At 45.5% G+C, this 20,221-nt stretch carries 18 protein-coding genes and 7 tRNA genes; 15 read left to right on the forward strand and 10 right to left on the reverse strand.

The window, feature by feature from the left end:
* Nucleotides 1–11: 11 nt before the first annotated feature.
* Together ITJ87_RS11545 and ITJ87_RS11550 are read right to left on the reverse strand one after the other, a co-directional pair.
* Complete coding sequence (locus ITJ87_RS11545; RefSeq protein ID WP_117599468.1) at nucleotides 12–620, reverse strand: thiamine phosphate synthase; 609 nt, start codon at nucleotides 618–620, stop codon at nucleotides 12–14.
* Between the two features lie 168 nt (nucleotides 621–788).
* The gene (locus ITJ87_RS11550; RefSeq protein ID WP_117964415.1) at nucleotides 789–1,409 is read right to left on the reverse strand and encodes a superoxide dismutase; all 621 of its coding nucleotides are present in this window, start codon (nucleotides 1,407–1,409) and stop codon (nucleotides 789–791) included.
* A 144-nt stretch (nucleotides 1,410–1,553) separates the two neighbouring features.
* On the opposite strand from ITJ87_RS11550, the gene ITJ87_RS11555 reads away from it, so the two are divergent.
* The 8 genes from ITJ87_RS11555 (at nucleotide 1,554) to ITJ87_RS11590 (ending at nucleotide 5,916) form a co-directional block, all read left to right on the forward strand.
* Nucleotides 1,554–3,908, forward strand: coding sequence for an ATP-dependent helicase (locus tag ITJ87_RS11555; RefSeq protein WP_117964414.1), 2,355 nt, complete (start codon nucleotides 1,554–1,556; stop codon nucleotides 3,906–3,908).
* Nucleotides 3,909–4,049: 141 nt separating this feature from the next.
* Entirely contained in the window at nucleotides 4,050–5,195 is a 1,146-nt protein-coding gene (gene nspC, locus ITJ87_RS11560) for a carboxynorspermidine decarboxylase (protein WP_117964413.1), read from the forward strand.
* Between the two features lie 110 nt (nucleotides 5,196–5,305).
* Nucleotides 5,306–5,378 (forward strand) — tRNA-Gly (locus ITJ87_RS11565).
* Nucleotides 5,379–5,406: 28 nt separating this feature from the next.
* Nucleotides 5,407–5,491, forward strand: a tRNA-Leu gene (locus ITJ87_RS11570).
* A gap of 40 nt (nucleotides 5,492–5,531) precedes the next feature.
* Nucleotides 5,532–5,615, forward strand: a tRNA-Leu gene (locus tag ITJ87_RS11575).
* Nucleotides 5,616–5,629: 14 nt separating this feature from the next.
* A tRNA-Gly gene (locus ITJ87_RS11580) sits at nucleotides 5,630–5,702 on the forward strand.
* 27 nt (nucleotides 5,703–5,729) lie between these two features.
* Nucleotides 5,730–5,811 (forward strand) — tRNA-Leu (locus ITJ87_RS11585).
* A 32-nt stretch (nucleotides 5,812–5,843) separates the two neighbouring features.
* A tRNA-Gly gene (locus ITJ87_RS11590) sits at nucleotides 5,844–5,916 on the forward strand.
* A 72-nt stretch (nucleotides 5,917–5,988) separates the two neighbouring features.
* On the opposite strand, the gene ITJ87_RS11595 is transcribed toward ITJ87_RS11590, so the two are convergent.
* Nucleotides 5,989–6,585, reverse strand: coding sequence for a DUF4923 family protein (locus ITJ87_RS11595; protein WP_117964412.1), 597 nt, complete (start codon nucleotides 6,583–6,585; stop codon nucleotides 5,989–5,991).
* A gap of 11 nt (nucleotides 6,586–6,596) precedes the next feature.
* The gene (gene yihA, locus ITJ87_RS11600; protein WP_009036961.1) at nucleotides 6,597–7,205 is read right to left on the reverse strand and encodes a ribosome biogenesis GTP-binding protein YihA/YsxC; all 609 of its coding nucleotides are present in this window, start codon (nucleotides 7,203–7,205) and stop codon (nucleotides 6,597–6,599) included.
* Between the two features lie 175 nt (nucleotides 7,206–7,380).
* Between yihA and recR the strand changes: the two genes are divergently transcribed.
* The 3 genes from recR to ITJ87_RS11615 are packed head-to-tail and all read left to right on the forward strand — an operon-like array spanning nucleotide 7,381 to nucleotide 9,056.
* Nucleotides 7,381–7,998, forward strand: coding sequence for a recombination mediator RecR (gene recR, locus ITJ87_RS11605; RefSeq protein ID WP_035448317.1), 618 nt, complete (start codon nucleotides 7,381–7,383; stop codon nucleotides 7,996–7,998).
* A gap of 49 nt (nucleotides 7,999–8,047) precedes the next feature.
* Nucleotides 8,048–8,506: a hypothetical protein gene (locus ITJ87_RS11610; protein ID WP_117599473.1), complete on the forward strand. Its 459-nt coding sequence runs from the start codon at nucleotides 8,048–8,050 to the stop codon at nucleotides 8,504–8,506.
* Between the two features lie 13 nt (nucleotides 8,507–8,519).
* Nucleotides 8,520–9,056 (forward strand): GNAT family N-acetyltransferase, encoded by a 537-nt coding sequence (locus ITJ87_RS11615; RefSeq protein WP_117599474.1) that lies wholly within the window; start codon nucleotides 8,520–8,522, stop codon nucleotides 9,054–9,056.
* Here ITJ87_RS11615 and ITJ87_RS11620 read toward each other — a convergent pair.
* Nucleotides 9,049–9,642, reverse strand: coding sequence for a YqgE/AlgH family protein (locus tag ITJ87_RS11620; RefSeq protein WP_165491398.1), 594 nt, complete (start codon nucleotides 9,640–9,642; stop codon nucleotides 9,049–9,051). The two genes, ITJ87_RS11615 and ITJ87_RS11620, sit on opposite strands and share 8 nt — an antisense overlap.
* Nucleotides 9,643–9,781: 139 nt before the next feature.
* Between ITJ87_RS11620 and ITJ87_RS11625 the strand changes: the two genes are divergently transcribed.
* Nucleotides 9,782–12,889 carry a SusC/RagA family TonB-linked outer membrane protein gene (locus ITJ87_RS11625; protein ID WP_117964410.1) on the forward strand — a complete coding sequence of 1,036 codons (3,108 nt, stop codon included), beginning with the start codon at nucleotides 9,782–9,784 and terminating at the stop codon, nucleotides 12,887–12,889.
* Between the two features lie 20 nt (nucleotides 12,890–12,909).
* Nucleotides 12,910–14,490 (forward strand): SusD/RagB family nutrient-binding outer membrane lipoprotein, encoded by a 1,581-nt coding sequence (locus ITJ87_RS11630; protein WP_117964409.1) that lies wholly within the window; start codon nucleotides 12,910–12,912, stop codon nucleotides 14,488–14,490.
* 28 nt (nucleotides 14,491–14,518) lie between these two features.
* Here ITJ87_RS11630 and ITJ87_RS11635 read toward each other — a convergent pair whose 3' ends face one another.
* Entirely contained in the window at nucleotides 14,519–15,835 is a 1,317-nt protein-coding gene (locus ITJ87_RS11635; RefSeq protein ID WP_117599478.1) for a pyridoxal phosphate-dependent aminotransferase, read from the reverse strand.
* A gap of 164 nt (nucleotides 15,836–15,999) precedes the next feature.
* On the opposite strand from ITJ87_RS11635, the gene ITJ87_RS11640 reads away from it, so the two are divergent.
* Both ITJ87_RS11640 and ITJ87_RS11645 read left to right on the forward strand, forming a co-directional pair.
* Nucleotides 16,000–16,073: transfer RNA gene (locus tag ITJ87_RS11640), tRNA-Asp, on the forward strand.
* 217 nt (nucleotides 16,074–16,290) lie between these two features.
* Nucleotides 16,291–17,430 (forward strand): site-specific integrase, encoded by a 1,140-nt coding sequence (locus tag ITJ87_RS11645; RefSeq protein ID WP_196096229.1) that lies wholly within the window; start codon nucleotides 16,291–16,293, stop codon nucleotides 17,428–17,430.
* Between the two features lie 51 nt (nucleotides 17,431–17,481).
* Here ITJ87_RS11645 and ITJ87_RS11650 read toward each other — a convergent pair whose 3' ends face one another.
* Genes ITJ87_RS11650 through ITJ87_RS11665 form a run of 4 tightly spaced genes read right to left on the reverse strand, consistent with a single transcriptional unit; the run spans nucleotide 17,482 to nucleotide 20,216 of the window.
* Entirely contained in the window at nucleotides 17,482–18,300 is an 819-nt protein-coding gene (locus ITJ87_RS11650; protein WP_005794462.1) for a site-specific integrase, read from the reverse strand.
* Nucleotides 18,301–18,302: 2 nt separating this feature from the next.
* Nucleotides 18,303–19,559: a P-loop NTPase gene (locus ITJ87_RS11655; RefSeq protein ID WP_005794459.1), complete on the reverse strand. Its 1,257-nt coding sequence runs from the start codon at nucleotides 19,557–19,559 to the stop codon at nucleotides 18,303–18,305.
* 5 nt (nucleotides 19,560–19,564) lie between these two features.
* Complete coding sequence (locus tag ITJ87_RS11660; RefSeq protein WP_005794458.1) at nucleotides 19,565–19,834, reverse strand: hypothetical protein; 270 nt, start codon at nucleotides 19,832–19,834, stop codon at nucleotides 19,565–19,567.
* Nucleotides 19,818–20,216 (reverse strand): YopX family protein, encoded by a 399-nt coding sequence (locus ITJ87_RS11665; RefSeq protein WP_005794456.1) that lies wholly within the window; start codon nucleotides 20,214–20,216, stop codon nucleotides 19,818–19,820. The genes ITJ87_RS11660 and ITJ87_RS11665 overlap by 17 nt, the downstream gene beginning before the upstream one ends.
* Nucleotides 20,217–20,221: the final 5 nt, after the last annotated feature.

The following is a 20,221-nucleotide window of genomic DNA, read 5'->3' on the forward strand; positions in this document are numbered from 1 at the left end:
TACCTGCGCTCTCAATCAGCCATTTCCTTCAGCTTCTTGAAGTGGCGGATTACTTCCAGATAATCGCGGTCGGTGCAGGCGTTGAATTTATTCCATAAGTCACCCATTATAACGGCACCACCGAATCCGTAATCCTTTATCTCCAGGATGTTATCGGAGGTAATGCCTCCCAAAGCCATGACTTTGCTGTCTATAATTTTACTTTTTTCTGCTTGTCGTAGTTCTTCGGCTGTAAAGCCTGATGTAACTCCGGTCTTTGTGATGCAATTATATATCGGACTCAAGAATAGATAGTCATAAAAATGTTTCTTGTTCCGTACTTCGTCCAGCGAGTGGCAGGTACAGCTGATGTGTCCTGAATAATCGTGCGGTTCTTTGGGGTTGCGGGTGTTTAGATGAATCCCCATCAGGCTGAATTCTTCCTGTAGGTAGAAGTGTTCATGAGTAATGATGCGCTTATGGTATTTTTGGGGTATCAGCGTTAAAAGTCGTTCTGAATACATGGCGGGAGTTTCCGGCTTCCTCAGATGTAGAATATCCAGCCCCTCTTCGAATAGTGCCGTGATAATCTTGTCTTCTTCCACAAAAAATGTGGGTGCTGTTACTACGATGAGTTTCATTTCTTTCGTTTAACTTTTAAGTTTAGCAAAGTTAATGAATACTTATGGTAGAAGCCAAGGAATTTCTTTAAAATATGTTAGATGGCTGCTTTAAACAAGAAAACGCCTTCTTGCGTCTTTATAACTCAAGAAGGCGTCCTTCACATGGCTTTGTGGGACCTCGTTGGTCTATTTGAATCTTTTACCTACCGCATCCCAATCAACGATGCTCCACAATTCGTTTACGTGATCGGCACGGCGGTTCTGGTAATCAAGATAGTAGGCATGTTCCCACACGTCGAATCCGAGTAGCGGAACAAGACCGGCGCGTACCGGATTGCTACCGTTGGCTTCTTTGGTTATGTGGAGTTTACCGTTCTTGTCGGCAGACAACCAAGCCCATCCGGAGCCGAACAAGCCGACAGCTGCCGCGTTGAATTCCTTCTTGAAATTCTCAAAGCTGCCGAAGTCGCGTTTGATGGCTTCTGCCAGCTTGCCGGTAGGCTCGCTGTGGGCAGGCTTCGGGGCAAACTGTAAGAAGTATAATGTGTGGTTCAATACTTGTCCTGCATTGTTGAAGATGGCACCGTCCGGTGCTGTGGCAACAATGGTTGCCAGGTCTTTGCCTTCAAATTCCGTTCCCGGAACGAGGTTGTTGAGGTTGTTCACGTAGGTTTGCAGATGTTTACCGTAGTGGTAATCTATGGTTTGCTGACTGATTACAGGTTCCAGTGCATTGTTAGTGTAGGGAAGTTTTGGCATTTCGTAAGTCATAACTGTTATCATTAAAATCGTTAATATTGTATTCATAAGTTTCAATTATTTAATTTTGGAACTTTACTATATAAACACTATAACCTATAGAAATGTTCGTACGTCTCCGAAGCTTTTTTTATCTTTGCCTCCGTAAAAACAAAGGAAGGAAAAATATCATCATTTTAAGATTATACGGATATGCCCGATTATATAGAGGAACTGAACGAAGGACAACGGAACGCGGTGTTATACAATGACGGTCCGTCACTGGTGATAGCCGGTGCCGGTTCGGGAAAGACGCGCGTGCTGACCTACAAGATTGCTTATCTGCTGGAGAATGGCTACCAGCCTTGGAACATTCTGGCATTGACCTTTACCAACAAGGCGGCGCGCGAAATGAAGGAGCGTATAGCCCGTCAGATGGGGCCGGAGAGGGCGCGCCATCTGTGGATGGGAACCTTTCACTCCATATTCCTGCGCATTCTGCATGTCGAGGCCGGGCATATCGGCTTCACTTCGCAGTTTACCATTTACGATACGGCGGACAGTAAAAGCCTGATACGTTCCATTATCAAGGAAATGGGGCTGGATGAGAAAGTGTACAAGCCGGGGATGGTGCAGGCGCGTATCTCGAATGCCAAGAATCATCTGGTTTCTCCGGCAGGCTATGCCAACAACAAGGAGGCTTACGAAGGAGACCGTGCTGCCAAGGTTCCGGCGCTTCGCGACATCTACCAGAGATATTGGGAGCGTTGCCGGCAGGCGGATGCGATGGACTTCGACGATTTGCTGTTCTACACATTCCTGCTGTTCCGGGACCACCCCGAGGTGTTGGCGCGTTATCAAGACCAGTTCCGTTACATTCTGGTGGATGAGTATCAGGATACCAATTTTGCACAGCACAGCATCGTGCTGCAACTTGCCAAGAACCATCAGCATGTCTGTGTGGTGGGGGATGATGCACAGAGTATCTACTCCTTCCGTGGTGCCGATATTGACAATATTCTCTATTTTACGAAAGTATATCCCGATACGAAGGTCTTCAAGCTGGAGCAGAATTACCGTTCCACCCAGACCATTGTCCGCGCGGCCAACAGCTTGATAGAAAAGAACCAGTGGCAGATACGCAAGGAAGTGTTCTCGGAAAAGGAGAAGGGAGAGGCCATTGGTGTGTACCAGGCATACAGTGATGTGGAAGAAGGGGATATTGTGGTGAATAAGATAGCTGAACTGCGGCGTGAAAAGCGCTATGCCTACTCTGATTTTGCGATACTCTACCGTACCAATGCGCAGAGCCGTATTTTTGAGGAAGCCATGCGCAAACGCAGTATGCCTTACCGTATTTACGGAGGCTTGTCGTTCTATCAACGCAAGGAAATCAAAGATGTTATCGCTTACTTCCGTCTGATAGTGAATCCCAATGATGAAGAGGCTTTCAAACGTATTATCAATTATCCTGCACGGGGTATCGGAGATACGACAGTGGGAAAAATCATTGCTGCTGCCACCGGGCACAATGTCAGTTTGTGGACCGTGCTTTGTGAGCCGTTGGCGTATGGCTTGAACTTCAATAAAGGTACGGTGGGAAAGTTGCAGGCATTCCGCGAACTTATATCCGCCTTTATCACAGATGCTGCGGAGAAGAATGCCTACGAGATTGGTGCTGACATTATTCGCCAATCGGGCATCATCAATGATGTGTGTCAAGACAACTCTCCCGAGAATCTGAGCCGTAAGGAGAATATAGAGGAGTTGGTGAACGGTATGAGTGATTTTTGCGCCCAACGGCAGGAGGAAGGAAACCCTAACGTGTTGTTGGGTGACTTCCTTTCGGAAGTTTCCCTTCTTACCGACCAGGATTCGGATAAGGATGGGGACGATGAGAAGATAACCCTGATGACTGTACATTCGGCCAAGGGATTAGAGTTCAAGAATGTGTTTGTAGTGGGGATGGAGGAGAATCTTTTTCCCAGCGGCATGGTGGGTGACTCTCCCCGGGCATTGGAGGAAGAACGGCGGCTGTTCTATGTAGCCATCACACGTGCCGAAGAACACTGTTTCCTATCGTATGCAAAGACGCGTTTCCGATATGGCAAGATGGAGTTTGGCAGTCCCAGCCGTTTCCTGAAGGATATAGATATACGTTTCCTGCGTCTGCCTCAGGATGCGGGAATGTTCCGCAGGGTAGAGGAGGAAGCCGCCGCTTTCCGCAGGGAGAACGCCAGAGGTTTTGCGCCTGATAGGGAAGATGCTCCGTATGGAGGAAAAGAGCGTGTGTCTGTACGACCGAAACAGCAGATTATTGCGCCGACCGTCCCACGTAATCTGAAACGGGTGGCGCCTTCTGCAAATACGGCAAGTACATCGCCTTCTGCCGGTGCGTCTGCCAACTGTGTACAGCAGGGACAACTGATAGAGCACGAACGTTTCGGCCTGGGTGAAGTTTTGAAAGTGGAGGGCGAAGGAGACAATGCGAAAGCCACCATCCGCTTCAAGAATGTGGGAGACAAACAACTTTTGCTGCGCTTCGCGCGTTTCAAAGTGCTGTCATAGGATAGTACGCATCTTTTGTCTCACACAGAGGCGGGATACTTGTAAGAGGATGATGGCATGAGTGTAGGACTGTGGTATCTTAAAAAAGACAGTTAGAACGATACATACGGACAATTTAGAATAGTAAATATAGATAGAAGAATGACAAATAAAGACTTTTCCCTTTTCCCTTCTCCCTGCTATATTATGGAAGAAGGATTGCTGAGAAAGAACCTCGCACTGATAAAAAGTGTGGCCGACCGCGCAGGTGTGGAGATAATCCTCGCTTTCAAATCATTTGCCATGTGGCGTTCCTTTCCCATTTTTAGGGAGTATATAGACCACTCTACGGCAAGTTCCGTCTACGAAGCCCGTCTTGCATTGGAGGAGTTCGGAAGTAAGGCGCATACGTACTCGCCTGCCTATACCGAGGCCGATTTTCCGGAGATAATGCGGTGCAGCAGCCATATCACTTTCAATTCGCTTTCGCAGTTCCACCGTTTTTATCCGGTAGTGGTGGCGGAGGGAAGCAACATTTCCTGCGGTATCCGTATCAATCCTGAATACTCTGAGGTGGAAACGGAGCTTTATAATCCCTGCGCACCCGGTACCCGCTTCGGTGTAATGGCTGATCAGCTTCCCGAAGAACTTCCGGCGGGTATTGAGGGTTTTCACTGTCATTGTCACTGCGAGTCTTCTTCCTACGAGCTGGAACGCACATTGGAGCACTTGGAAGGAAAATTTTCCCACTGGTTCTCACAAATTAAGTGGTTGAATTTAGGAGGCGGGCATTTGATGACGCGCAAGGATTATGATGTAGAGCATCTTGTCCGTCTGTTGCAGGGGTTGAAGGAACGCTATCCGCATCTTCAAATCATTCTTGAGCCCGGTTCCGCTTTCACTTGGCAAACCGGTGTGCTGAGCTCGGAGGTAGTGGACATCGTGGAAAACCGTGGTATTCGTACTGCTATCCTCAATGTTAGCTTTACGTGCCACATGCCGGATTGCCTGGAGATGCCCTACCAGCCTGTGGTGCGTGGAGCAGAGATGGACGATGCGGGCCCTTACGTCTATCGCCTTGGAGGGAATTCCTGTTTGAGCGGCGACTATATGGGACTGTGGAGTTTCGACCATGAGTTGCAGATAGGGGAGAGAATCGTCTTTGAAGACATGATACATTACACCACTGTAAAGACGAATATGTTCAATGGAATTCATCATCCGGCCATTGCAATGTGGACAAAAGAAGGAAAAGCTGAAGTTTTCAAGCAATTTTCTTATGAAGATTATCGTGGCCGAATGAGTTGATAATCAAAAGTCTGCTTGTATGCCTGGAGAAAATGTACACTTTTTGTGTGAAAAAAGTCTGCGGAATGTTTGCAGGTTTAAGGAAAATATCTACCTTTGCATCCGCAATCGCGGAAATAGCTCAGTTGGTAGAGCATAACCTTGCCAAGGTTAGGGTCGCGAGTTCGAGTCTCGTTTTCCGCTCAACGCAGTTTGGATTGCAATTACCTATGCCCAGGTGGCGGAATTGGTAGACGCGCACGTTTCAGGTGCGTGTGTCGAGAGGCATGCAGGTTCGAGTCCTGTTCTGGGCACCAAGGTAAAGCAGTCGGTTCTTTGAATTGTTGAAAGTAAGTTGGAGAGGTGGCGGAATTGGTAGACGCGCTACTTTGAGGGGGTAGTGACAATTATGTCGTGGGAGTTCGAGTCTCCTTCTCTTCACGCTTTTATACATTGCGGAAATAGCTCAGTTGGTAGAGCATAACCTTGCCAAGGTTAGGGTCGCGAGTTCGAGTCTCGTTTTCCGCTCTTTCAGATGTATTGAAGATGACTTATGCCCAGGTGGCGGAATTGGTAGACGCGCACGTTTCAGGTGCGTGTGTCGAGAGGCATGCAGGTTCGAGTCCTGTTCTGGGCACTTTATTCCTCGAAAAAGGAGAGTCATCCAATGCGGAAATAGCTCAGTTGGTAGAGCATAACCTTGCCAAGGTTAGGGTCGCGAGTTCGAGTCTCGTTTTCCGCTCTTTTCAGATAAAAAAATCCCGCAAGCATTGTTCGGTGCTTGCGGGATTTTTTTGTTGTATGGAAGTTGTTGTTACTGTTTCTGTAATGAGAATCCGAGCATCATTCCGTCGTAGCTGTTGGCCAGTGAGCCGATACTCTTCAGGGTAGAGTTGCTGCTTTTGCTGGAGAGGAAGGTTATCAGTTTCAGTAGCTTGTCCGATTCGAACAGCAGGTCCATAGTTGTGGAGGTAGCGTTGATCTTAGCATTCATACCTATCAATTTGGCAAATTTCAAGTTGACCTTTTGGGTGGATGCATTGTAGGAGTAGCTTCCCTTCATGCTCTTTTGCCCTACTTTGGCGCTGAATGTGCTGTCGGCGTTGAATGTGAATGACATTTGCCTGGCTTTGATGCCTACTTTGGCAAGCTGTTCGTCCAGTTTCTTTTCTGCGGCTGTGGCGGCAACGGCACCGCCGGCTTTCTGCAGCAGGTTGTCCGATTCGAATTCAATGGCGGAGCCGGTATACGACCAAGTGCCGGTCATATCCGCTGTTGACTTGCCGGTCACGGCATTTACCGCCTTCTCTATATTTTCTTTGTTGAACAAATCCTTGATGGATTGTGCGTGACTATTGCCGGTCAGCAGTAGTGCGGCAACAAACAGTTGCCAAAAAACGAATCTTTTCATTTTACTTATGTCTATTGTTTGCTATTCAGGCTTTTGTTGATACTTTCGATATAGTCCAGCAGCTCTTTCCGTCCCATGCGGTTTTCAGAAGAGGTGATGAAGTAGGGAGGCAGCTCTTCCCACTGTTCCTTCAACTGTTCCAGGTATTCGTTGATGTGGGTGTTCAGTCTGCCGCCTTTCAGTTTGTCGGCCTTTGTGAAGACGATGGCAAAGGGTACGCCGTTCTCGCCCAGCCATTCCGTAAACTCGAGGTCGATGGCTTGGGGAGCCAGCCGGCTATCTATAAGAACAAACAGACAAGTCATCTGTTCGCGTTGCAGTATATAACTTTCTATAATACGTTTGATTTGTTCCTGACCTTTCTGTCCCCGTTTGGCGTAGCCATATCCCGGAAGGTCTACAATGTACCAGCTCTTGTTGATTAGGAAATGGTTGATAAGCATGGTCTTTCCCGGTGTGGCAGAGGTCATGGCGAGTCCTTTCCTTCCGGTCAGCATATTGATAAGACTGGATTTTCCTACGTTGGAGCGTCCGATGAAAGCATATTCGGGAAATGTACCGGCGGGGCATTTCCGCACGTCTGTGTTACTGATGACGAATTCGGCGTTTGTAATATCCATTTTGTTGCCTTTTTGGGGTTTTACGTGTGGCAAAGGTAGCACTAATTTCATAAGTTTGCACTATCTTTGCCCAGAAAGCGAAGATAGGCTGCACCTCAGCATAAAAAATGAACGAGTTCATTTTATTCTGCATTCGGTTTGCACTATCTTTGTGGCCAATAGGAAAATTTTAAGTATGAATGGACAGTTTCCCTCGACATTATTGGAGAAGGCGGTAAATGAGTTTGCCAAGTTGCCCGGAGTGGGACGTAAGACGGCTATGAGGCTGGTTCTTCACCTGCTCCGCCAGGATACGGCAGTGGTGGAAGCGTTCGGCAATGCCATTGTGACGCTGAAGCATGAAGTGAAATATTGCAAGGTATGCCATAATATATCAGATACGGAGACGTGTCGCATCTGTTCCAGTCCGCAACGGGACGCTTCCGTGGTCTGTGTGGTAGAGAATATCCGTGATGTGATGGCTGTGGAAGCCACACAACAGTTCCGTGGTTTGTATCACGTGTTGGGAGGCGTCATCTCGCCGATGGATGGCATTGGTCCCGGAGACTTGCAGATAGAAAGCCTTGTGCAGCGGGTAGCCGCCGGTGGCATCAATGAAGTGATTCTTGCCCTGAGCACGACGATGGAGGGAGATACGACAAACTTTTATATCTACCGCAAGCTGGAAAAACTGGGTGTGAAGCTCTCCGTCATAGCCCGTGGCATTTCCATCGGCGACGAATTGGAGTATACGGATGAAGTGACTCTGGGACGCAGTATCGTGAACCGCACTCCATTTTCCGGAACTGCCTGATCGTGTTGGGCTTCTATCAATTATTCATTATCCACTATCAATTCACTAAATGGAAGAACAAATAAAGAAGACTGCATTGCGTGTCCGAACAACTTTTGCTTATTTCTGGATGCTCCCCATCCTACTCGTCCTGCTTGGAGAAACCGGAGGCGAATGGGTAGGTATGTATGCCGGAGATGTACGTGCTATCTATATGGCTGAGACGATAACCATTCTGCTGGCTGCCTCTTGCGTGCCCGTATCCCTGAAACTCTTTTCATGGGTATTAATCCGGAAAATAGATGTAGTGACGCTTCCCGAAGCCCTCCGCCTTTATGCGTTGTGGAGTGGCGTGCGGCTGGCATTGCTTGCCATACCAGTGCTTGCAGGTTTTTTCACCTATTATATAATGTTGAGCAGTACGGGTGTACTGTGTGCACTGATAGGACTGACGGCTTCTCTGTTCTGCCTGCCGGGTGATGGACGCCTGCGTAAAGAACTGCATATCAATAAAGAAGAAGAAATGTAACCGACTGGAAGATATGAATAAATCTTATTTCTGTAGTGAAAGGGTGCGTCTACGTGCTATGGAGCCGGAAGATTTGGAAGTGATGTATGCTATGGAGAATGATTCCCGGACTTGGGATGTGACGAACTTCACCGTGCCCTATTCCAGATTTGTCTTGAAACAATATATTGAGAATTCCGAATGCGATATGTTTGCCGACCGCCAGCTGCGTATGATGATTGTACGTGTAGAGGATGATGCGGTGATAGGCACCATTGATATTACAGAGTTTTCTCCCATGCATGCCCGGGGAGAGGTGGGCATTGCTATACGGAAGGAGTATCAGGGCAATGGTTATGCCAAGGAAGCGTTGCGTTTGCTGTGCGACTATGTTTTCAGTTTCCTATATCTGAAGCAGTTGATAGTCCATATTTCGGTGGATAATGAGGCAAGTATCCGCCTTTTTGAATCCTGCGGTTTTGTGCGTTGCGGGCTTTTGAGGGAGTGGTGGCGCGTAGGAGGGTGCTATAAGGATGTCGTATTGTTGCAACTTCTCCGCAACACTAATTGAACGTTGGAATCTGGGGGAAACGCGACCATATTTCATATTTTGCTCCCAGCTTGCACAATGCCTTCTTCCAGAGTGTGCCGCTGGCTGCCTCGTCCATTAGCGAGCTGATGTTTTCTTTGCCTACCAGCCAAGTGTTTTCTTCAATTTCCCGGTCCAGCTGTTCGTACTCCCAGCCGGAGTATCCCAAAAAAAATCTGATTCTGCCTTTAACGGAATTTCCCTGCATGATGTAGTTTTTAATGGCTTCAAAGTCACCGTTCAGGTAGAAGCCTTTGCCGATGGGCAATGCTCCGGTAATGCCCTTGAGCGTGTGCAAATAGAACAACGTATCTGTACTGAGCGGTCCTCCTTTATAGATAGGTATGTTTTCCGGGCAGTTGAAGTCTTTCAGCACATCATTCAAGAATAGGGGGAGAGGTTTGTTCATAACCAGTCCCATTGTGCCGTCATGTGTATGGTCCACCAGTAGAATGACGGATCGCCCAAACATGTGGTCACACAAAAAGGGTTCGGAAATCAAGACCTTTCCCCGGGCAGGAACCACATGGTTTGTTTCTATCTTGAATAGATCTATATTGCTATACATGCCCCTAATATACATAATATTCCACAATAAACAAAAGTTCTTCGCTGTTTTTCATTTTAAAAGTTTCTTTTCTCAGATTTTATGGTTTTTTTATTCGAAGAAAATGCTTAAATTTGCAAGTAATTGGCAATTTAATACAATGAAGTATACTACACTATATATGTTAATTTTAGGGCTGTTTTCTATAGGATGGACGGATTGCCCGGAGGGATTTTGGGAGCGTATGCAACGTCCGGGGCATTCCGAAATACAGCTTTCCAAAGTGACGGTAAGTGGCTGTGTGCTGGATGAAGGTGGGTTTCCGCTGGCCGGTGCCACTATTCAGGAGAAAGAAACGGCCAATGGTGCGATAGCGGATTCGGAAGGAAAATTCACGCTGGTGGTTGCCGATAATGCAGTGCTCCGTGTTTCATTTATCGGCTACATTTCCCAGGATATTGAGGTGGAAGGACGTTCGACCTTTCATATCACACTAAGAGAAAATATGATAGAGCTGGATAATGTCATTGTTACCGCTTTGGGTATCGAAAAGAAAGAAAATTCTCTTTCTTATGCCACAGATTTAATAAAAAACGAGGAATTGACTCGAGTAAAAATGCCCAACTTAATCACTTCGTTGACCGGCAAGTCAGCTGGTGTGCGTGTTAACCAGGTTTCTTCCGGTCTGGGAGCTTCAGCCAAAGTCAGTATCCGTGGAGTCCGTTCGGTGGCGAGTGACAACCAACCTCTGTACGTGATAGACGGTGTTCCCATTCTGAACTCCACCTCCGAGCAAGCATACTCTGCCATAGGCGGGACGGCCAATGCCAGCAACCGTGACGGAGGGGACGGCATTTCCAATCTGAATCCTGAAGATATAGAGAGTATCAGTATCCTGAAAGGAGCTCCCGCGGCAGCTTTGTATGGTAGCCAGGCTGCCAATGGGGTGATACTGATTACTACAAAGAAGGGGCAGTCGCACGGGCAGCGCAGTGTTTCTTTCTCGACGAGCCTGATGTTCGACAATGCTTTTGCACTACCCAAGATGCAGAACCGCTATGGAGTAAGTGACGGTGTGGACAGTTGGGGAGAACGGGCAAACCTTCCCGAATATGATAATCTGAGAGACTTCTTCTCTACTGGTGTCACCTCCATAACTTCCATCTCCTTGAGTCACGGCAATGAGAAGTTGCAGAACTATTTCTCCTATGCCAATACTACGGGGCATGGCATCATTGGGAAACATAACCTTTCGAAGCACAACCTCACTTTCAGAGAGACTTCCGTTCTGTTGAATTCCCGTCTGAAGTTAGATGGCAGTATGAACTTGATGCGCCAGGTGGTGAAGAACAAGCCTACCGTGGGTGGTTTCTACATGAATCCTTTGGTGGGGCTCTACCGTTTTCCACGGGGTGAGGATATTTCTTATTATAAGGAGAACTTCGAGGTTTATGATGAGGGTAGAAACCTGAACATACAGAATTGGCATACCTCCTACGAGGATTTTGAGCAGAATCCCTACTGGATTACCAATCGCATATTGAGCAAGGAGAACCGTATGCATGTCATAGTCTCCTTATCTGCCAATCTGAAGATAAACGATTGGTTAAGCCTGCAGGCCCGTGGCAATGTAGACTATATTAACGACAAGGTGCGCCAGCAGTTCTATGCCTCTACCGCTCCGGCGTTAGCGGGAGCCAATGGGCGTTATATCGAGATGGACTATCAGGAAACCCAATATTACGGAGACGCCATACTGATGATGAAAAAGCAGTGGGATGCATTCTCTCTCAACGCGGCGCTCGGTGCCAGTATCAATGACAAGACAGTGAACTCCACCCGCTATGACTCTAAAACAGCTTCGCTGAAATATGCCAATGTGTTCAATCTGGCCAATATCATCATGAATGGTTCCGCTGGGCTGGACCAGAAGATTGATGCACGGCGCCAATTGCAGTCCTTGTTTGCGACGGCACAACTGGGCTACAACGAGTTTGTCTATCTTGATTTGTCGGCCCGTAATGACTGGTCCTCCACACTGGCTTATACATCTCATGAGAAAAGCGGGTTCTTCTATCCCTCCGTGGGATTTTCGCTGATATTCAATAAGCTGATGACTTTACCCCGATGGGTGTCACTGGCAAAGATAAGGGGGGCATACAGCATGGTGGGCAATGATATTCCCATGTTCATCACAAATCCTTCCTCGCATATCACGGCGGGTGGAGAGTTCCTGGCAAGTGATGCCGCGCCGTTCAAGGATATGGAACCGGAGATGACGCATTCCTTTGAGGCGGGTATAGAAGCGCGTTTTTTAAAGAACCGCATTGGTTTGAATGCCACTTTCTATAAGACGAATACCCGGAACCAGTTCTTCAAGCTTCCCACTCTGTCGGGCGATAAATATGCCTACCGTTATGTCAATGCGGGTAATATACAGAATGTGGAGTGGGAGGTTTCATTGGATGCCGTTCCTTTGCTGACAAACCATTTCAAGTGGAAAACAGAGGTAAACTTCTCCACCAACCGCAACAAGATAATTTCACTGCACGAAGCGCTGAAGGAGTTTCTTTACGGTCCTACCAGCTTCTCGTCCAGTTATGCCATGAAATTGGTGAAAGGGGGCTCTATCGGTGACATCTACGGAAAAGCTTTTGTACGTGACGATGCGGGCAATATCGTTTACGGCACGGAAGGAGACAATACCGGCATGCCTTTGGTGGAAGGTGATGGCAATACGGTGAAAGTGGGCAATGCCAATCCAAAACTGATGCTGGGCTGGAATCATATGCTGTCTTACAAGAATTTTTCTTTCTATTTTCTGGTGGATTGTCGCTTTGGAGGCGATATTTTGTCCCAGACGCAGGCGGATATGGATATGTATGGCGTTTCTGAAGTCACGGCCCGGGCCAGAGACAAAGGTTATGTAATGCTTGAAGGTAACCGGATAGATAATGTGAAAGGATTTTATAAGAATGTTGTAGGCGGACGGGCCGGGGTGACGGAATATTATATGTATGATGCCACGAACATCAGGCTGCGTGAGCTGTCCGTGGGCTACCAACTGCCTGCAGCCTGGATGGAAAAGACCAAAGTCCTCAAGCGGGCACAACTGTCCTTTTCGGGACGCAACTTGTTCTTCTTCTACAAAAAGGCGCCTTTCGACCCTGACCTGGTACTCTCTACGGGCAACGATAACCAGGGAATTGAAGTCTACGGTATGCCTACCACGCGTAGTTGGGGATTTTCTTTGAAGTGTGAATTTTAAGAGGGGGAGGGAGACTTGATATGAAGAGGATTATAGTACTGATTGGCATGGTTTTCGTGTTTCTGGCTTGTACGCGGGACTTTAAGGAAATCAATACGGACAAGTCCGGCGTGACGGACGAGGACTTGCAGGCCGACTATAACGAACATGGCATCCGTCTTGGAATCATCCAGCAAGGCATCTATTTCAATTACGACTACGGAAAGGGGAAGAACTGGCCTTTTCAATTGACCCAGAATTTGAATGCCGACATGTTCAGCGGTTACATGCACGATGCCAAGCCTCTGAATGGAGGTTCGCACAATTCGGACTACAACTTGCAGGATGGATGGAACAGCGCCATGTGGGGACATACCTATGAGTATGTTTTCCCGCAGATATATCAGTCGGAGAATGCCACACGTGACCGTATGCCTGCCTTTTTCGGCATTACCAAGATACTGAAGGTGGAAGTGATGCACCGTGTCACGGACTATTACGGCCCTATTGTGTATAGTCATTTTGCCGATCCCGAAGCCCGTTATATGCCTGACACGCAGAAAGAGGTCTATAATGCCTTTTTCTGTGAACTCGATACGGCTGTTGCTGTACTTTCCGATTATATTGTCGAGCATCCGGGAGCTTCGGAGTTTGCGCGTTTCGATATGTTGTTGGACGGTGATTATGACTCTTGGATAAAGTTTGCCAATTCGTTGCGGATGCGGCTTGCCATGCGCATCGCGGTAGCCAGTCCGGAGAATGCAAAAACGGAATTCCGTAAGGCGATGGATAATGAATACGGAGTCATTCGGGAGGCGGACGAGTCGGTGGCGGTTTCCACAGCGAGTGGATATACCAATCCGTTGGGCGAGATAAACCTTGTTTGGAATGAAGCTTATATGGGAGCGCCGATGGAGTCCATACTGAACGGATATGAAGATCCCCGTCGTGAAATCTATTTTGCCACTTGCCAGAATGAACAGTTTGCAGGCGAGTATCGCGGCATTCGTCAGGGTACATGCTTTGCACATAACTATTATAATACACTCTCAAAATTGAAAGTTACCCAGCAGACTGATGCAGTGTTGATGCCGGCAGCAGAAGTCTGGTTCCTGCGTGCCGAGGCTGCCCTACGGGGATGGACTGATGAGTCGGCGAAAATCTGCTATGAAGAAGGGGTAATGGCTTCTTTCCGTCAGTATGGCATCTTGCAGTCCGACGCTTATCTGGAGAGCAACTTGTTGCCTGCCGATTTTGTGGATACCTACGATATGGAGAATGATATTACCGCCCGTTGTCAGGTTTCGCCACGCTGGCTGGAGTCAGCGGATAGGGATACGAAACTGGAGAAGATTATTACCCAAAAATGGATTGCCATGTTTCCCGAAGGGTGTGAAGCTTGGGCTGAACAGCGCCGGACGGGGTATCCCCGGCTATTCCCCGTACGCTTTAATCACAGTAAAGACGGGTGCATAGATACTGAGACAATGATTCGCCGTCTGAACTTTCCCGGCGGACTGAAGACGGAGAATGCCGAGCAGTATGCCGCTTTGGTAGAGGTACTGGGTGGAGATGACAATGCCGGTACCCGATTGTGGTGGGATACCGGCATCAACTGGTAGAAACACCTTATTTATATAGGGATATTTTTTATTGGATGGGGTGATTCTCGGCAAAAATTGCCATACGTTCGTCCAACTGGTCGTACTGATGGTCTTGGATAAAGGAAGTGCAGGCACGTAATCCTTCCTGATGGCTTCCGGTGGTCACCAGCGAAATGGCGCTTACACCGTAGTACATTAGTTCCCGCGCAAGTTCTCCGCTACTCATGCCCGGGTAACCGATGGTGAAGTAGAAACCGTCGGCAACGGGATCACCCAAATCATTGTCGTATACCAAGTGGAAACCGTGGCGCAAGAAGATTTCTTTCAGGCGGCGGGCACGTTCACCGTATACTTTCACTTCATCAAGGAAGTTGTATTGACCTTCATTGGCTGCTTTAAGCATGGCGGCAAGAGCATACTGCGCAGAGTGGCTGGTGCCGGAAGAGAGCGCATAGAGTACGCGGTGGATGAATACTGTGCCGAAGGTGCCGCCGCCGTAGCGTTGTGTCAACCCGGGATAGGCCCGATGATACAGTTTGTCCGAAATGCAGCTGACACCGATACGTTGACCGGCATAGCTGAAAGCTTTGGAACCGGAAATGAGCAGCACGTAAAGGTCCGTATAGTGTGCCACAGAAGGTTGGTAAGGCGCTTGGAACGGTTTGCTCAAGTCTTGGCGGAAGTCCATGGCAAAGTAGGCGAGGTCTTCCAGCACAATGACGTCATATTTGGTTGCCAGTTCGCCGATGATGCGCAATTCTTCTTCTTTTAGGCAAATCCAGCTGGGATTGTTGGGATTGGAATAGACGATGGCAGAGATATTTCCTTTGCTGAGGTAACTTTCCAACTTCGCTTTCAACTTGTTGCCACGGTAGTCATATACGTCAAAGGTTTCATATTTCTGTCCCATCACGACCAACTGCTGCTTCTGTACCGGGAAACCGGGATCGATGAAGAGAATGGTATCCTTTTTCTCATCGCACTGGCTGCATGTGAGGAATGAAGCAAAAGTTCCTTGCATGGAACCGGTAACTGGTACGCAACCTTCGGGGGCTACATCTACATTGATAAAGGCTTTGATGAAACGGGATGCTTCCTGCTTCAAGGCGGGGAGTCCGTTGATGTCCGGGTAGAGGCTGGCAATACCATTCTGCAATGCCTCCACCTCTGCCTTTACGCCGACGGCTGAGGGGGGGAGTCCGGGTACACCCATTTCCATTTTTATGAATTCCACACCCGATGCCGCTTCGGCATTGGCTGCAATGGCTTTGACTTCACGGATAGTTGCTTTGGCAAAGTCTGTGATATGAAAATCTGCGATAGTTTCATCTATCAACTTACGTTCAATAGGAGTATTTCTCATGATTTCAATATTAATTTAGTTTTGCAAAGGTAACATAAATCTCTTATAATCAAGCTATGTTAAAAAAAAGATGATTTTTTTCTTTCAAGCTATTGCAGATATAAGAATTTTGTCTACCTTTGCAACCGCAATCGAGAGAGATAGCAACGAAAGAATGAAATAATGGTGCGTTAGTTCAGTTGGTTAGAATACATGCCTGTCACGCATGGGGTCACGGGTTCGAGTCCCGTACGCACCGCGAAAGGGAGTAACATTAGTTACTCCCTTTTTTGTTGTGTATCAAACAATTAAGGCATTGGAAGTAGATGGAGAACATGTAAAAATTGGGTGTATATTTACCGGAAACTTACCAGTATTTCCCGATTTTTACCGATATTTTCACCTATAATGATACCGCCTTTGATACCATTTTTTTATTGTAGCGATAATCAGTAGATACCAAAACTCAAAAGAATATGAAATATCCGACAATGAGATTCGTCTTTGATCGTAAAAAGGTTGCGACAAAGACACACAAGGGACTCGTTCAAATTGAAGTTTTGAGCGAAGGTAAGAGAAAATGGATCGGAACCGGCGTTAAAGTCTATTCCGACCAATGGAATGATCGAAAGAAGATAATCAATTCAGTTGAAATGATTCAATTGAACCAGTGTCTTGATGAACAACTCCGGATTATCCAAAATTGGATTAATGAGCTTATCAGCAAAAAGGAAGTTTTTGATTTTGATAAGCTGGATAGATTTTTGAGATATACCAATAAATCAGAAAGTTTTGTTGACTTTGTAGAAAGAAGAATTGAAGAGCGTGGAGATATAACGGAAAGTACCAAAGCTTCCCATCGGACATTTGCGGCCTCATTACGTGAATTTGACAGAATAATATATTTTTCTGATCTGACAAAAGCCAATATCACATTGTATGATGATTGGTTACATGCTAAGGGCTATTCACAGCCGACAATATATAACTATCATAAACGTAACAAACGTTATATTCACGAGGCCATAAAGTTTGATTTGCTAAAAAATGATCCGTATAAGGGTGAGCGTTTTTCCCGTGGCAAACATGCCATCAGGAAATATTTGACTGCCGAAGAATTGAAGAAAGTGAAAGATGCTCAAATAGACTCGGAAACGATCTGTAGAGTCCGTGACCTTTTTATTTTTCAGGCATATACTGGAATATCCTATGCTGATCTTGCTAAATTCAATTTCAAACGTGACGTACAAAAACGCGGCAATAAGTATGTTATATTGGATATTCGTTTAAAGACAGAAGAAAACTATTTTATCGTATTACTGTCTCCTGCAATGGAAATATTGAAAAAATATGATTATGTGCTTCCGATTATCAGTAATCAACAATACAATTTGCGGCTTAAAATAGTTGCTGATTATGCAGGGCTTGATAGAAATTTGACCGTTCATTGCGCCAGGCACACATTTGCGACAATGTGCCTGAACAATGGGGTTAAAATGGAAAATGTGAGTAAAATGCTCGGTCATACAAATGTACGCACCACACAACAATATGCTAAAGTTCTGAATGCCGAAGTGGAAAAAGACTTTGAGATGCTGGAACGGATTTTGTCATAGCATAAGAGAGCCACGCTAAAATAGTTCTACTGATATTTAGCGTGGCTTGTTTCATTTGAAATACTCCATAACTTGTGCCGATTGTTCACGGAGACCACAGCAAAGATAATTTTGAGTCATTTCCACACTTGCATGTCCCATCATTTGGCTTATAGAGTATAAATCGGCACCCCGTAAATACAAATTGGTTGCAAAACTCCGGCGTGCCGTATGGCTTGAAACAAATTCCCATTTTTCACCTTCCACTTCCTTTCCGGCCTTGAATATTTTAACCGCTTCTGTGATTCCGGTTTTCCGGCAAATATTACGGATATTATTGTTGAATGTCGGATCGCTAACTTCTTCTTTAGGCAAGTTTGTTAGTAGCTCTTTCACAATTGGCTTCAATGGCACTGTGGCATGAGTCTTAGTCTTTAAGCTGACATAAGAGATCATTCCACCCACTATATTACGGTTGTTCAACCGTGTATAGTCACTATGACGGCAACCAGTAAAGGCTCCTATTAAAAATTGTGTGCGTACCAATTGTTCGTTGGCATTCTTGGGAACATAGGTGATAATTCGTTCAAGTTCTTCATCAGTAAGCCAAACATTAGTGCTTCTCACATTTTTTACTGAAAGGATTTTATTATAGTCTTTAGGTAGCTCAACCTCTTCATTATACAAGTTCAATACAGCTTTTAATTTGGCGGCATATTGGCGAACAGAGTTTGGTGCCAGCCGTTCTTCCATATAATCAACAAAAGCCTGCAATCGGACTTTTGAAAGATTCTCCCATGTTGCCGGGCAATCGTTCGCCTTACTATACATGTTGAGTATAATTTCATATTTGGGGTATTTTACCAAAAATGCTGTACGTAAATCTTTCATTTTTATTTCATTTCTTTATTCCAACTATCATAAATATCTTCCCAATTATCACCTAAGCCAACCCTTATACCGAAAGCGTTGTAACATTGTTGTACCGTTTCTTTCGGTGGTAAATATCTCCCGTCACTTAACATTATATAGCCTTCGTTTATTTCTTGTTGTAGCAAGTTTATATCTACTGGCATAATTTCATCAGGGAACAGCACCACGTTTCCTTTACTCGTTTGATAACTGACTCTTGGTAGTTCAAAATGCCCTCTCTGCCCAGTCAATAAAGAACAGATTCCGATTTCTCCGGTAATGAGATGAACTTCCGTGTTTGGCGCATTTATAACCATAAAATAGGCGTTATCGTCATTTTGGAAATGATTTACTACTCTGCCCACCCTTTCTGTATCACATCTTCTCATTCTCTCGTCCCAAAGATGTCCCAAATCATCATGGAACCGGATATAATCTCTTACCTTATCCCATGTTCTTACAGACAGAAATTTCATAGCAGGTAGAGTAAGAGTTTTTTCTACACCATTATCATATTTAAGTTCATGGGTAAAGTAATGTTTTCGTGAGCCGGTAATGTGTATATCCGTAACATCAAAGTTTTCATCATATCCGTTTTCGGTGGAATATTCTTCAAGAACAACAATATCACTCTGTACGATTTCATCAACTATCTTTTGAAACTCATTATAGGCGTTGGTTAGCAGGTTTTCGGTATTCATGTTGTCCTGCATGGGTATTTGTGCAACAAGTCTTATCGGGTATTCATTATGTTCTGTACCATAGCACATATTCTCCACAATACCACAATTAACCTTCCCACATCTTTCATGAAAGAAGTCCATTGTACGCAATACATCTTGGTTGCTTAATTTCGTGGGTTGGGTGACAAACAGCACATAACTTACTTTTACCCTACTAAGAAGTTCTATATGCACGTTTGTAACACTTGGAGGCGTGTCAATAAGAACATAATCCGGGTTGATAGAGTGTATTTTCTTTTTAGCCAGTTCAAGATATTGCCTTACCATTGATTTTTCCAAGTAAATAAACTTGGAAAACATATTTCCAGAAGAGTGTACCCAAATCATTTCATGCGGATGATCGCCTTCAAATTCGGTGTTCATTGACGGGGTATTTATATCTGCATCAATGATAAACACCTTATTCCCTTGTTTTGCAAGTAATCTTGCTATATTTGCGGTTGTTGTGGTTTTGCCTACGCCGCCTTTGCCTGAATATATTATAATAGCTTTCATATCAATTAAATATTTGGTTCAATAAATTCTATATTAGCCATCCGCATTTCATCTTCAAACGCCCATTTGTAATTGTGATTTTCCCAAAATGAAGCATATTCACAACCACGGCAAGTAACGGAGTATCGGCCTTCTCCTATTTTTCTTGCTTTACAAACATCGCGGAAAATCCGGTTATCTATCGGAAAGTCTGTAAAACATACGATCTCTTTTCCTTCATCCAGTAGCTTTTTAAGAAGCTGATAGTCACGACTGGTTCTATATGGCATATTCATGGTTGACCCCTTCTTTCATCAATTCAGGATTATCAAAAGCATTTCCTATGACTCGAATTTCCCGTTTGAAATCATTCCACCAATCAGGTGAAATTTGTTGCCATGGGTTCATCCATTCTTTATTTAAGTCGCTGATATTGGCAAGGCAAAAGCAGGCATATTCATCTATGTATTTAACCAATTTGGGATATTTACCATTAACACTAATAATGTCATGTTCGTAAATTTCTGTACCTTCTTTATCTGTTTTGCCTATAAATTGGCCGATTGTTTTGCAATCAACCTCATACTCTATGAATGTTCTTTTACCTCTATGGTTCAGATCACCATATACCCACATCTTTGTATTAAGGCTTTTGCCTCTGAATTTTATTATTCTCATAAATA

The sequence above is a fragment of the Bacteroides sp. HF-162 genome, assembly GCF_015679285.1.
In the GTDB taxonomy this organism is placed as follows: Bacteria; Bacteroidota; Bacteroidia; order Bacteroidales; family Bacteroidaceae; genus Bacteroides; species Bacteroides uniformis.

Excerpts from the sequence above, each read along its gene's own strand:
- ITJ87_RS11550 (WP_117964415.1), bottom strand. The coding sequence starts at position 1,409 with ATGAATACAATATTAACGATTTTAATGATAACAGTTATGACTTACGAA.
- ITJ87_RS11655 (WP_005794459.1), bottom strand. The coding sequence starts at position 19,559 with ATGAAAGCTATTATAATATATTCAGGCAAAGGCGGCGTAGGCAAAACC.
- ITJ87_RS11615 (WP_117599474.1), top strand. The coding sequence starts at position 8,520 with ATGAATAAATCTTATTTCTGTAGTGAAAGGGTGCGTCTACGTGCTATG.
- ITJ87_RS11645 (WP_196096229.1), top strand. The coding sequence starts at position 16,291 with ATGAAATATCCGACAATGAGATTCGTCTTTGATCGTAAAAAGGTTGCG.
- nspC (WP_117964413.1), top strand. The coding sequence starts at position 4,050 with ATGACAAATAAAGACTTTTCCCTTTTCCCTTCTCCCTGCTATATTATG.
- ITJ87_RS11630 (WP_117964409.1), top strand. The coding sequence starts at position 12,910 with ATGAAGAGGATTATAGTACTGATTGGCATGGTTTTCGTGTTTCTGGCT.
- recR (WP_035448317.1), top strand. The coding sequence starts at position 7,381 with ATGAATGGACAGTTTCCCTCGACATTATTGGAGAAGGCGGTAAATGAG.
- ITJ87_RS11660 (WP_005794458.1), bottom strand. The coding sequence starts at position 19,834 with ATGAATATGCCATATAGAACCAGTCGTGACTATCAGCTTCTTAAAAAG.
- ITJ87_RS11595 (WP_117964412.1), bottom strand. The coding sequence starts at position 6,585 with ATGAAAAGATTCGTTTTTTGGCAACTGTTTGTTGCCGCACTACTGCTG.
- ITJ87_RS11620 (WP_165491398.1), bottom strand. The coding sequence starts at position 9,642 with ATGTATAGCAATATAGATCTATTCAAGATAGAAACAAACCATGTGGTT.
- ITJ87_RS11625 (WP_117964410.1), top strand. The coding sequence starts at position 9,782 with ATGAAGTATACTACACTATATATGTTAATTTTAGGGCTGTTTTCTATA.
- ITJ87_RS11610 (WP_117599473.1), top strand. The coding sequence starts at position 8,048 with ATGGAAGAACAAATAAAGAAGACTGCATTGCGTGTCCGAACAACTTTT.
- ITJ87_RS11665 (WP_005794456.1), bottom strand. The coding sequence starts at position 20,216 with ATGAGAATAATAAAATTCAGAGGCAAAAGCCTTAATACAAAGATGTGG.
- ITJ87_RS11545 (WP_117599468.1), bottom strand. The coding sequence starts at position 620 with ATGAAACTCATCGTAGTAACAGCACCCACATTTTTTGTGGAAGAAGAC.
- yihA (WP_009036961.1), bottom strand. The coding sequence starts at position 7,205 with ATGGATATTACAAACGCCGAATTCGTCATCAGTAACACAGACGTGCGG.
- ITJ87_RS11555 (WP_117964414.1), top strand. The coding sequence starts at position 1,554 with ATGCCCGATTATATAGAGGAACTGAACGAAGGACAACGGAACGCGGTG.
- ITJ87_RS11650 (WP_005794462.1), bottom strand. The coding sequence starts at position 18,300 with ATGAAAGATTTACGTACAGCATTTTTGGTAAAATACCCCAAATATGAA.
- ITJ87_RS11635 (WP_117599478.1), bottom strand. The coding sequence starts at position 15,835 with ATGAGAAATACTCCTATTGAACGTAAGTTGATAGATGAAACTATCGCA.